Genomic DNA, 12,633 nt, shown 5'->3' with positions numbered 1-12,633 from the left:
GGCGCCGTCGATGGAGTTCCCCGATCTCCCGGTCCGGCCGGTCCTCGGTGAGGTCACCTCCGCGTTGACCGCGCACGGCACGGCCGTTCTCGTCGCTCCGCCGGGCACAGGCAAGACCACCCTCGTGCCGCTGGCGCTGGCGGAGGCCGGGCTCCGGGTCGTGGTCGCCGAACCGCGCAGGCTGGCGACCCGAGCTGCGGCCGGGCGCATGGCCGAGCTGCTGGGGGAGCAGGTCGGGCACCGCGTCGGCTACTCGATGCGCGGCGAGCGCAGACGAGGACGGGACACCGTCGTCGAGGTGGTGACCTCGGGGCTGCTGGTGCGCCGGTTGCAGGCTGATCCGGAACTTCCCGGGGTGGACGTGGTCGTGCTCGACGAGTGCCACGAACGCCATCTCGACGCCGATCTGCTGCTCTCGCTGCTGCTGGACGCGAGGGAGGGGCTTCGTCCTGATCTGAAGGTGCTGGCGACTTCGGCGACGGTGGCGGCCGAGCGCGTGTCCGAACTGCTCGCCGGTGCCCCGGTGCTGCACGCCGAAGCCCGCACCTATCCGGTCCGGGTGGCGCACGTGGCGCCGCAACGCGGCGAGCGGGCGGAATCGGTGGTTTCCCGGGCGACTCGCCGCGCTCTGTCCGAACAGGACGGTGACGTGCTCGTGTTCCTGCCGGGAGCAGGTGAGATCCGGCGTGTCGCCGAGCAGCTCGCCGATCTGTCCGGTGTGGACGTCGTTGCGCTGCACGGCCGTCAGGCGCACGCGCAGCAGGACAGCGCGCTGCGTGAGGGCGACCGGAGGCGGGTCGTGCTGGCCACGGCGATCGCGGAGTCCAGTCTGACCGTCCCCGGGGTGCGGGCCGTGGTCGATTCCGGGCTCGCCCGGGTGTCCCGCGTCGACACCCGGCGGGGCCTGTCCGGGCTGGCGACGGTGCGGGTGTCCACCGCGGTCGCCGAGCAGCGAGCGGGTCGTGCCGGCAGGCAGGGGCCCGGGTCGGTGTACCGCTGCTGGCCGGAGCACGAGCATTCGACGCTGCCCGCCTACCCGGAACCGGAGATCCGCACCGCTGAGCTCACCCGGCTCGCACTGGAACTGGCCTGCTGGGGCACTCCCGACGGTTCGGCGCTGTCGTGGTGGGACGCCCCGCCGAGCGGAGCGCTGACCGCCGGTCGCGAGGTGCTTCGAGGCCTCGGTGCGCTCGACGACTCGGGCACCGTCACCGAGCGGGGGCGGCGGATGGCGGGGCTCGGCCTGCACCCGCGACTCGCGCGGGCCCTGCTCGACGGTGCGGACAGCGCGGGCAGCGAGGTCGCGGCCGAGGTCGTCGCGCTGCTCGACAACGATGACCGGACTGGTGAAACAGACGTGTCCAGCGCGTTGTCCCGGCTGCGTCGCGGTGGGCCCGGCGCGAAGCGGTGGAAGGACGAGGTCCGCAGGCTCGCCTCGCAGGTGCCCGACGCGCCTCGCCGGAGCCGGGACGGGGACGCGGCGCTGGTGGTGGCGCTGGCCCAGCCCGAGCGGCTGGCGCGCAGGCGTGACGAGGACTCCGCCACGTACCTGATGGCCTCGGGCACAGCGGTCGAGCTCCCCGGTGGATCCGCGCTGCGCGGTTCGGAATGGCTGGCCGTGGCGGTCGCGGATCGCTCGCCCGGCCGTTCCACCGGGATCGCCCGGCTCGCTGCGACCGCGGACGAAGAGCTCGCCCGCCGCGCCGCCCCAGCGCTGGTGAGCAGCGAGGACGAGATCGGCTGGGCGGACGGGGACGTGCGGGCCGTCCGGGTGGAGTGGTTGGGTGCGATCGCGCTGGCCACGCGGGCGCTGCGCGACCCCGAGCCGCACCGCGTCCGCGAGGCGCTGCTGGAGGGGCTGCGCGCGGAATCCCTCGGCCTCCTCCGGTGGAGCGAGGACGCCCGCCGGTTGCGACAGCGCCTCGGATTCCTGCGAGGGGCGATCGGCGAGCCCTGGCCGGCCACCGACGACGAGTCCCTGCTCGCGGCGGCGGAGCACTGGCTGGAGCCCGAGCTGTCGCGAGCGCGCCGCCGCGCGGACCTGCGTCTGTCGGCGGGGGAGGCGTTGCGGCGGTTGATCCCGTGGTCGCAGGCGGGGCGCTTGGACGAGCTGGCGCCGGACCGAATCGAGGTGCCCACCGGATCGCACATCCGGGTCGACTACGGAGCCGAGCAGCCCGCCTTGCCCGTCAAGCTGCAGGAGGTCTTCGGCTGGCGGCAGGCGCCGCGCATCGCCGAGGGCCGGGTCCCGGTGGTGTTGCACCTGCTGTCGCCCGCCGGCCGCCCCGCTGCCGTCACCGGGGACCTCGAATCGTTCTGGCGGAACGGGTACCCGCAGGTCCGCGCTGAACTCCGCGGCCGCTACCCGAAGCACCCGTGGCCCGAGGACCCGACCGACGCGGTGCCGACGCGCGGTACGAACCGCCGCCGGTGATCGACCGGGCTCTTTTCCGGGGAACGCCGAACGGCCCTTTGACCGATCTCGTGCGCCGCTTTATGTTCTTGGCGCTGGGGCGTTTTCCCGGTCCTCGCCCGCGCTGATCGCGCGTCGGGAGGGACCGGATCACCGCGGGAGGCGACGTGACCGAGCACGAAGGCGTGGGCGCCTGGATCGCCCGCCGGGCCGTCATGACACCGGGCCGCACGGCCGTGCTCTTCGGCGAGCGGTCGCTGACCTACGCGGAGCTGGCCGATCGGGTCGCGCGGTTGGCCGACCGGTTCCGCGCAGCCGGTGTGGGGCCGGGAAGCAGGATCGCCTACCTCGGTACGAACCACCCGTCGCTCGTCGAGGCGATGTTCGCCGCTTACCGGCTCGGCGCGATCTTCGTGCCGTTGAACTTCCGGCTGGCCGCTCCCGAAATCGCTTACGCGCTGGCGGATTCGGACCCGGAGGTGCTGATCTACGGGCCGGGATCGCGGGAGGTGGTCCGCGCGCTCGACGACCTGCCCGGCGCGGTGGTGGCGTTGGAGGGGCCGGACGACGGCCAGCTCGACTACGAGACGTGGTTGCACGAGAGCGAAGACGCTCCGGGGGCTGCCGACGTGCCGGCGCGGGGCGAGGACATCGCGCTGATCCTCTACACCTCGGGCACGACCGGGCGGCCCAAGGGCGCGATGCTCAGCCACGCCAACCTCGTCTGGAACACCTACAACCTGCTGGTGGGCGTGGACATCACCAGCGAGGAGCGCACGCTGATCAGCTCACCGCTGTTCCACGTGGCCGCGCTGAACCAGTGCCTGCTGCCAACGCTGCTCAAGGGCGGGTGCGCGGTGATCCTGCCGGGCTGGGACGTGGACCTGGCCTACGACCTGATCGAGCGCGAGCGCATCACCCTGCTGTTCGGCGTGACCACGATGTTCGCGGGACTCGCGGGATCTTCCCGGTGGGCGGAGGCGGACCTGTCGTCGGTGCGCACGGTGATGACCGGCGGTTCCGCCGTGCCCGAATCGCTCATCCGCACCTTCCAGGAGCGCGGGCTGGTGTTCTGCCAGGGCTACGGGCTGACCGAAACAGCGCCGGGAGCAACCTTCCTCGAGGGGAGCGAGAGCGCGCGCAAGGTCGGGTCGGCGGGCGTGCCGACCATGTTCACCAGCGTCCGCGTGGCGCGCGGCGACGGCAGCGGCGCAGCGCCGGGCGAGCCCGGCGAGGTGCTGGTCAAGGGACCGAACGTGAGCCCGGGGTACTGGCGGGATCCCGAGGCCACGGCGGCGTCGCGCACCGCCGACGGCTGGTTCCGCTCCGGGGACGTGGCGAAGGTGGACGACGAGGGCCACCTCTACGTCGTGGACAGGGTCAAGGACATGTTCATCTCCGGGGGCGAGAACGTGTACCCCGCGGAGGTGGAGAACGCGATCTTCGACCACCCGTCGGTGAGCGAGGTGGCGGTGATCGGAGTGCCTCACCCCACGTGGGGTGAGGTCGGGTGCGCGTACGTGGTGTGCGGATCGGGCGAGCGGCCGACGTTGGAGGCGCTGCGGGAGTTCCTCGTCTCGCGGCTGGCGAAGTACAAGATCCCGCGGGAGCTCCACGTCGTGGACGGATTGCCGAAAACGGGTTCGGGCAAGGTGCAGAAAGCACGGCTGCGCTCCTCTCGTTGAGCGTGAACGGGTGCTGCGGAGCGGTGGGGCGGACGTCCTCGCTCGTCCCCGGAGCGGTCCGGGGCGCTGGTTTCCCACTCTTGAGTTGTCAAAGGGCAGCCAGTTCGAACTGGTATTCCCATTGTGCCGGACGGTCGAACGGAACGGCGAGGAAAAGCGGACGCACGATCCGGTGAGATGTTCGGTCACGCTTCGAAACCGACGCCAAAACAACACCATTGAGCGACCACTATGGACGAATCCACAGGTGAGCGTGGATTCCGATGCCGCTATTCCCAGACCTCGACCGTCACCCGATCTTCCGAACCGGAGGCGGTCATCGATCGTTAGCATGAGACCTGCGGGACTTGCTTCGTGATCCGCTCACGCTGCGAGAGATCGGTGGAACATCGACCGTGGAGAGCTCGATGGACAGCACCCCGACTCCGGTGCGCCCCTGGCGCACCGCGCTTCTCGCCGGGATGGCCTCGTTCCTCGACTCCAGCGCGCTGGTCTCGGCCGGGATCGTCGTCGGCGCGCTCTACGCGGAGGACATGGGGCTCTCGGAAGCGCAGATCGGGATCGTCCTCGGCTCGCAGACCCTGGCCTTCGCGATGGGCGCGCTGTTCGGCGGCAGGCTCGGCGACAGGTTCGGCCGTCGCCGCGTGTTCACCTGGTCGATGGCCGTCTACGCGCTCGGCGCCGCGTTGCTGGCCGTCGCCGGCGGGCCGGCCCCGCTGGTCATCGGTGCGGTGGTCATCGGGCTGGCGATCGGTGCGGACCTGCCGGTGTCGCTCGCGATGATCAACGAGCAGGCGCCGGAGGGCAAGAAGGCCACCCTCGTCGTGTTCTCCTCGGTCCTGTGGAACATCGGCATCGCCGTGACGATGCTGATCAGCGCGGTGCTGTCGGGCTTCGGCGCGGCCGGTGGGCGAGCGCTGTTCGGCTACCTGGTCGTGGTCGCGCTGATCGTCCTGGGTTTGCGGCTGACGATGCGGGAATCCGCCGAGTGGCAGGCCGCCCGGCGTGCCGTCGAGGTCGGAGAGTCGGTCCGGTTCCGCGACCTGGCGCAGCTGGTCCGCCCGCCACTGCTCGTGGCCCTGCTGGCGACGGGGCTGTACTACGCGATGTGGAACGTCGGCGCGAACACGATGGGCCAGTTCGGCTCGTTCCTCTACGTCAACGTCGGCGGCGGTGAAGTCGCGACGTACTCGCTGGTGAGCACCGTCGGTCTCGGGGTGGGCCTGCTGGCCGGCCTCGTGTTCATGCGGTTCGTCGACACCACCGCGCGCCCGCACATGTTCGCCGCCGGGTCGGTGCTCATCGTGCTGGCGTGGCTCGTCCCGCTGGTGCTGGGCTTCAGCGAGTTCTCGCTGCTGGCGACGTTGCTGCTGTCCGGGCTGGGCAACTCCTTCGCCGGCGAGACCATCTACAAGGTGTGGTCGCAGGAATCGTTCCCGACGCTGCTGCGCGGAACGGCGCAGGGAATCACGATCGCGTTCGGCCGCGTCGTGGCGGCGCTGGTCGGGTTCGGGACTCCCGCGCTGGCCGCGGCCAGTCCCGGGCTGACGTTCGCCGGGGTCGCGGTCCTGGCGGTCCTGGCCGGTGGCATTGGCCTTCTCTGGATACCGCGGCTTCCGGGCGCGCGGCAGCTCGCGGTGACCGATCACTGACACGCACGGCGAAAGGACCTCGTGGAACCGCAGTCCCCTGCAGGAATCGACAACTCCGCGCTCTGGATCGGCCGGTGGACCGACCCGGCCCACCGGATCCGGCGCTCGATCGACTCCGACGAGATCGCCTGGATGAGACCGGGGGAGTGGTTGGGGCAGTCCTTCACCGCGCCGGGGAGGTTCACCGCGGTCTGCGTCGACCTGGTCTGCGAAGGGCAACCGCGCGGACGGCTCGAACTGCGCGGTCCCGAAGGTGCCGTGCTCGTGAGCGCTGCGGTGGAGGTCGGCGGGTTCCGGTGGGACCGGTTCGCCCACTACCTGGAGCTGCCCGAACCGGCCGAGCCCGGCGACTACCTGGTCAGGCTGAGCCTGGAGAGCGGGAAGGTCGGCTGGCGGACCAGCTCCTCACCTGTGCCCGCAGGCGAGGACGACGGGGTCTCGCCGCTGCCGATCGAGGGCATCGCGACGCGCGACGGGATCGAGGAGGCAGGAACCCGTGCGATCGCGGTGGAGGCGGTCCCGGCCCCGAACCCGGTGTTCCGCACCACCTTCGAGGCACCCGGTGGAACGCGCGACGCTCGGCTGACCGCGGTGGGACTCGGCTACGGGGTGTTCCGCATCAACGGGCGCGAGGTGACCGAGGACGTCCTCGAACCCGCCCAGACCGCCTACGACAAGACGATCCTGCACCGCACCTACCAGGTCGCGGAGTTCCTGGAACCTGGTCACAACACGCTCACCGCCGAACTCGGGCGCGGTTTCTACGCGGCGCGCGGAGCCAACACGTGGGGCTGGAACCTGGCGCCGTGGCACCGGGAACCCGTGCTGCTCGCGCACCTCGAGCACTTCGACGAGGAGGGCGTCCGGCACGTGGTCACCTCGGGGCCGGACTGGGAAGCCGCGGCGGGGAACACCACCGAGGACGTGCTCTACACCGGGGAAGCAGTGGACGCATCAGCCGAAACCCGCTGGGAGCGCGCGATCGTCGTACCACCGCCGGGTGGACGGCTCCGGGAGGCGACCGCGCCACCCGTCCGGCGCACCGAAGTCCTGTCAGCGCAGCGGGAAACGCGAGTCGGCGACGTGACGGTCCACGACTTCGGCACGATCCTCGCGGGCCGGGTGCGGTGCACGATCAGCGGTGAGCCGGGAGCCGAGGTCGTCGTGCGCTACGCGGAGCAGCTCGCCGCAGACGGCTCCGTGCGCTGCGACAACGTGCTGGCAGCCGGAGAGTCGCAGGTCGACCGGTACGTGCTGGGCCATGACCCCGTCCGGTGGGAACCGCAGTTCAGCTACAAGGGCTTCCGCTACCTGAGCGTGCAGGTCCGCGGTGAAGCGTCGGTGAGCGACGTGCGGGCCGTCCGGCTGGGCGCCGATGTGGCGGCGAGCGGTTCGTTCACCTGCGAGGACCCGATCCTGAGCTGGATCGACGCGGCCACCGCGCGCACCTTCCTGAACAACCTCCACGGCGTGCCCACCGACACGCCGGTGTACGAGAAGAACGGCTGGACCGCCGACGCGCACCTCGGCACCGAAGCGGTGCTGCACCACTTCGACCTGCGCTCCTTCCTGGTCAAGTGGCTCGACGACCACGTCGACGCGCGCGATGCGACCGGGATGGTCCCGATGATCGTGCCCACTCCCGGGTGGGGGAGAGAACCCGATCCGGCGTGGAGCGCCTCCATGGTGCTCATCCCGTGGAACCTCTACTGGGAGCACGGAGATCCGGCCCTCTTGGAGCGCTACCAGGACCCGATCCGCACCTACACGGACCGGTTGCTGGAGCTCTCCGACGACGGTCTGTGGCACGGGGACAGCTGGGGCGACTGGCTTTCTCCCGGTCACTGGCACGCGCCCGAAGGTCCCGAGCCGACCGCGACGATGATGCTCCACCGCGTCACCAGCCGCACCGCCGACATCTGCCACGCGCTGGGGATGACGGGCGAGGCGGAGAGCTACCGCGACGCCGCACGCACCATCGCCGCCGCCTACCACGCGAAGTACTTCCACGAGCCCAGCGGAACCTACCGGTCGCCAGCAGCCGGTTACCGGCAGTCGATGAACGTGCTGCCGCTGGCCTTCGGCGCTGTTCCGGCCTACGTCGCCGGGGCGGTGGGTGCCGGGCTCGTCGACGACATCGAGGAACGCACCGGCGGGCACCTGGACTGCGGAGCGGTGGCCGCCAAGCACCTGCTCGGAGTGCTGGCCGACGTGGGACGCGCCGACCTGGCCGTGACCGTCGCGACCCAGCCGGACAGGCCGGGATGGGGCGTCTGGCAGCGGTCGGGAATGGAAACCCTGATGGAGTCGTGGGACGAGACCGCCCGATCCCACAACCACTACTTCCTCGGCGCCGCCTCCGCGTGGATCCAGCAGCGCATCGGCGGACTGCGGGCCACGAGTCCCGGGTGGCGGACCTTCGACATCGCACCGGTGCAGGACGAGCGGGTGAACTGGGCGGACGTCCGCCACTCGACTCCCGAGGGGCACGCCGGGGTGGCCTGGCGGCGGCGCGAGGACACCTGGGAGTTCGAGGTGGAGGTCCCCCGGGGCAGCGTCGCCACCCTGCGGTTGCCCGGACAGTCGCCGACCCGGCTGCCGGGCGGGCGGCACGGTCTCAACCGGCCGGCCACGCCCGGGGCGACTCGCTAGCCGGGCACACGTGGGTGGGAACGACCTCGGGCCGGCGCCGCCTGCGGAGGAGGGCGCGCAGCAACGAGAGCAGCGAATACCGCGTCAGATCCCCGGTTCTGCCCGCCAGCCACGGCACGCCCTTGATCAGCAGCCACCGCACGTGGTCGAGCCGCGTCACCGGGACCCCGCCCGAGCAGGTCAGCGGGACCTCCGAGGGCACCGCGACGCCCTGATCGGCGAGGCCTTCGGCGAAGGCCGCTGCCAGCATCCGGTGGCCCAGCTCGGAGGGGTGCAGGCGGTCCACGCTCCACGCGTCCGGGTGGTAGGCGCCCGGAAGGCGGTCCAGGTCCACGATGGCGGTGCCGTGGGTTTCGGCGACGGAGGTGAGGACGCGGTTGAGCGCTTCGATGCGCCGGGTCAGCAACCGCCGCAGCGGTCCCGGAACCCGGAACACCCGTGCGTGATCGTGGTAGCGGATCGTCACCACGGCCGCGCCCGCCCCGACCAGCGAGCACACGACGTGGTCGAGCTGCTGCCGCAGCAGCAGGACGTCGAAGTCCGAGCGCATCGTGTCGTTCATGCCGATCATCAGCACCGCGGCGTCCGGTCGCGCGTCCAGCGCGGCGGGCAGCTGGCTGCGCCGGACGTCGGCGACCCGGGCGCCGCTGGTGGCGAGGTTGGTGAAGCGCGCGGGCTGCACGGCGTCGGCGAGCAGTGGCGCGAAGCCGCGCCACCCGCCGCCCGCGACCGGATCGCCCATTCCCGCGGCGACGGAGTCACCGAGGACGGCGAGGCTGCGCGCTCTTCGCGAGCCGGGCCACCCGGCTGTCGTCGCGTCTTGCACGTGATCATCGTGCGGTCGGGAGTTCCTCGCGGGGTAAGGCGAGGGTGAAGCGAGAACGACCCTTCGGCGAAAACTCTCCCCACATCCCCGGGCAGTCGCTCCGCGCCGGGACCGCGTGCGGCGGTGCGCGGGGCATTTCCCAGTTTTAGTCCAAACCGAGCCATGATCATGTCCGAAATGTCGGCTCAGTTCGGACTAAAACTGGGACTTGGCGACGTTTCTCGCGGGGAGTGATCAGCGGTTGCGGACGGCTTTGGCGAGGGTGGCGATGATGTGCTCGAGGATGGGGCGCGGGGTGGCGAAGTTGAGGCGCGCGTGGCCCCGTCCCTCCTCGCCGCACGCCGGGCCGTCGGTGAGCACCACGCCCGCCTTCTCGTGGAAGAACTCGCCCGGGTGGTCTCCGAGGTCCAGCGCGCGGAAGTCCAGCCACGCCAGGTACGTGCCCTCGGGGATCCGGTAGCCGACTTCCGGCAGGTGCTCGGCCAGCGAGGACCGGACGGCGTGGCGGTTCCCGTCGAGGTAGTCCAGCACCTCCTCCAGCCACGGCCGACCCGAGACGTAGGCCGCGGTGTTGGCGATGACACCGAGGTTGGAGGCCCCCTCGGTGACGTGCTCGCCCAGCGAGCGCAAGGTGGCGGCGTCGGCTTCGTCGGAGATGATCAGCTGCGCGCACTTCAGGCCCGGGAGGTTCCAGGCCTTCGACGCGGACGTCGCGGTGATCGTGTGACCGGCGGCGGTGTCCGACAACGACGCGTAGGGCACGTGCCGGTGACCGGGGTGGACCAGCGGAGCGTTGATCTCGTCGGAGAACACCCGGCCGCCGTTGCGGTCCACGACCTCGCAGACCGCGGTCAGCTCTTCGGGGGTGAACACCCGGCCCAGCGGGTTGTGCGGGTTGCACAGGACCAGCAGGTCCCCGCCCGCCTTGAACGCCGCGTCGAGCGCGTCCAGGTCGAGCGCGGGGCGGTCCTGGTCGACGACCATCGGCACGGTGATCAGCTCGCGGCCCATCCCGCCGGGGACCTTCAGGAACGGCATGTACGCCGGAGTGGGCAGGATGACCTTGCCGCCCGGCGCGCTGAAGTGCTCGATGGTCAGGGTCAGGGCGCGGATCACGTCCGGGATCGCGTGGACGCGCTCCGGGGACACCCGCCAGCCGTGCTGCGCGAGCTGGTAGTCGGCGCACGCCTGCGACAACTCGGCGAACAGGCGAGGCGGCTGGTAGCCCAGGTGCAGCGAGTCGACGCCCACGTGCAGGGCCTCCAGCACGGGCGGAGCCGTGCCGAAGTCCATCTCCGCGATGAAGGCGCCGATCGCGTCGCCGTGCAACGTCCACTTGAGACTGCCGCGCGCACGAAGGTCCTCGATGGTCACGGCGTCGAAAGCGTTGCCCACCACACGTCCTCTCCACAGGGTCTTCTCGAACCAGTGTGAGGCGTAGGGCGCATCGTTGTAAGCCGGGATTTCGACGTAACCGCGCGTGGCGTACAGACCACGCGCTTCGACCAGATCGGACCGCGTGTCCAGCCGGATCGCGTGGTATCCGAGAGCGGTGGTGCGCTGCTCGACCTCGTCGAGCAGCGCACCACCCCACCCGCGCCCGTGTGAGCGGGGGACGACGTACATCCGCTTCAGCTCCGCGACGCCCGGCGTGAGCTCGCGGACTCCGACGCAGCCGACGGCGTCGGGTCCGTCGAACGCGACCAGGAAGACGCCCTCCGGCGGGTGCAGGCCGTCGTTCGGGTCTTCGGCGATCGCCGCGTCCACCTCGGACCCGGTGGCCGCGCGACCGTGGTACCGGCTGACCATCTCGTCGGTGTACTCGCGCAGCAGGGCGAGTGCGAGCGGCCCGTCGACCGCGGTGGGAACGACCTTCCGCTGAGTGCGCACGTGACGATTCTCGTCGCCGCGTCCACCGGATTTCGCCGCCCGTGGTCGCGCGCCACCCGCTCCGCCGGCCGGAGCGGGTGGCGGAACAGGTCCTATCCGAACTCGACGCCGAAGACGTTGAGGAGGGTGTAGATGCCGAGCAGCGTGATGGCGATGCTGCTGACCAGGAGCACGACGTTGAACCAGCGCCCGCCGTGCAGCTCCGGGTCGACCTGGTGGTTGCGCAGGTACCAGGTCGCGATCACCACCGCGGGCAGGAAGATGCCGGTGGCGACGCCGCCGATCTGGACCATCACCACCGGCGAGGAGATCGACAGGTACGTCGCGCCCCACAGGATCGGCAGCACCACGATGAAGCCGCGGACCCACTTCTCCCTGGCCACGGGGTTGTTCCAGTCGAGCACGCCCATGGTGGCCAGCACGTTGGTGTACATCCGCGACCAGCTCGGGATCGAGGCCCACAAAGTGGAGCCGAGCACCGCGATCGCGCCGATGAGGAAGCCGATGGCCGCCCACTCGCCGATCACGTCGGTGTACATCTGCGAGAGCGTGGTGATCATCTCGTTGCCCTCGAGCACCAGGCCCTGCGGGTGGAGCACCGCCGCGCCCATGATGAAGAACGCCAGCGTGCCGACCGTGTAGATGATCCACGAGACGAAGACGTCCTTGTACATCACGCGGATCCAGCCCTGGGCGCGGTTCTTCCACTCCGGGCTGCCGTCGTTCGGGCCGACCCAGCGCGCGTAGCCCTTCTCCACGCACCAGTAGGTGTAGAAGGTGATCTCGTCAGCCCCGACGCCGGTGATGCCGAACATCGCCACCGCTGCGCCGATCGCCCCTGCGGGGATGGTGAAGGTCAGGCCACCGAGCACGTCCTCGCCGCCGTAGGAGAAGGGAGTGAACGGCAGTCCCAGCGCGATGACCACGGTGGCCACCGAGAACACCACCACCAGCGCGAACGCGCCGCGCTCGATCAGGGAGTAGCTGTTGGAGTACAGCAGCGCGATGCTGCCCGCCACCACGATGAGGGTCCACACGCCCAGCGAGGTGGCGCTCAGCGGTTCCCCGCCGACCGGGATCAGCAAGCTCAGGGCCGAGGCGGTGCCACCGACGATCCCGCCGATCTGCAGGAACTTCGACATCGCCATGAGGATCCACAGCACGTTGATCCAGCCGAGCTTGCCGATCTTGGGCGGTACTTCGTTGAACCCGGTCAGCGCGGGCTTGCCGGTGAGGATGGTCCAGCGGGCGAGTTCGGCCTGCACGGCCACCTTCACCGCCGTCGAGAGGATCACCATCCACAGCAGGGCGAACCCGACCTTCGCGCCGAGCGCGGTGGTGGCGATGAGTTCGCCGGAGCCGACGATCGAGGCGCTGACGATCAGTCCCGGGCCGAGATAGCGCAGGCTGCCGGCCCAGCCGGTGGGTGGTTCTTTGATGCCGTCGGCGGTCAGGAGGTAGGGATCGCCGTTGGCGCTCGCGACCTTGGTTCCCATCGGGCACTCCCTTGTGCCT

At 70.8% G+C, this 12,633-nt stretch carries 7 protein-coding genes; 4 read left to right on the top strand and 3 right to left on the bottom strand.

Annotated elements, in window-relative coordinates:
* Window positions 1-10 precede the first annotated feature (10 nt).
* From hrpB to ACYVF3_RS29155, 4 genes are all read left to right on the top strand, one after another.
* The gene (gene hrpB, locus ACYVF3_RS29170) at window positions 11-2,434 is read left to right on the top strand and encodes an ATP-dependent helicase HrpB (RefSeq protein ID WP_461157487.1); all 2,424 of its coding nucleotides are present in this window, start codon (window positions 11-13) and stop codon (window positions 2,432-2,434) included.
* Window positions 2,435-2,580: 146 nt separating this feature from the next.
* Window positions 2,581-4,098 carry an acyl-CoA synthetase gene (locus tag ACYVF3_RS29165; protein ID WP_461157486.1) on the top strand — a complete coding sequence of 506 codons (1,518 nt, stop codon included), beginning with the start codon at window positions 2,581-2,583 and terminating at the stop codon, window positions 4,096-4,098.
* Window positions 4,099-4,505: 407 nt separating this feature from the next.
* The gene (locus ACYVF3_RS29160) at window positions 4,506-5,750 is read left to right on the top strand and encodes an MFS transporter (RefSeq protein ID WP_461157485.1); all 1,245 of its coding nucleotides are present in this window, start codon (window positions 4,506-4,508) and stop codon (window positions 5,748-5,750) included.
* 21 nt (window positions 5,751-5,771) lie between these two features.
* A complete protein-coding gene (locus ACYVF3_RS29155; RefSeq protein ID WP_461157484.1) occupies window positions 5,772-8,402 on the top strand; it encodes a family 78 glycoside hydrolase catalytic domain in 2,631 nt (876 codons plus the stop codon).
* On the opposite strand, the gene ACYVF3_RS29150 is transcribed toward ACYVF3_RS29155, so the two are convergent.
* From ACYVF3_RS29150 to ACYVF3_RS29140, 3 genes are all read right to left on the bottom strand, one after another.
* Window positions 8,368-9,228 (bottom strand): SGNH/GDSL hydrolase family protein, encoded by an 861-nt coding sequence (locus ACYVF3_RS29150; protein ID WP_461157483.1) that lies wholly within the window; start codon window positions 9,226-9,228, stop codon window positions 8,368-8,370. The two genes, ACYVF3_RS29155 and ACYVF3_RS29150, sit on opposite strands and share 35 nt — an antisense overlap.
* A gap of 234 nt (window positions 9,229-9,462) precedes the next feature.
* Entirely contained in the window at window positions 9,463-11,118 is a 1,656-nt protein-coding gene (locus tag ACYVF3_RS29145) for an aminotransferase class I/II-fold pyridoxal phosphate-dependent enzyme (protein WP_461157482.1), read from the bottom strand.
* A 92-nt stretch (window positions 11,119-11,210) separates the two neighbouring features.
* Window positions 11,211-12,614 (bottom strand): Nramp family divalent metal transporter, encoded by a 1,404-nt coding sequence (locus ACYVF3_RS29140; protein ID WP_461157481.1) that lies wholly within the window; start codon window positions 12,612-12,614, stop codon window positions 11,211-11,213.
* Between the last annotated feature and the right edge of the window lie 19 nt (window positions 12,615-12,633).

It is taken from the genome of Saccharopolyspora tripterygii, assembly GCF_054778355.1.
Note: the sequence above shows the minus strand (reverse complement) of the source record. Positions and strands in the feature narration are given on the sequence as shown.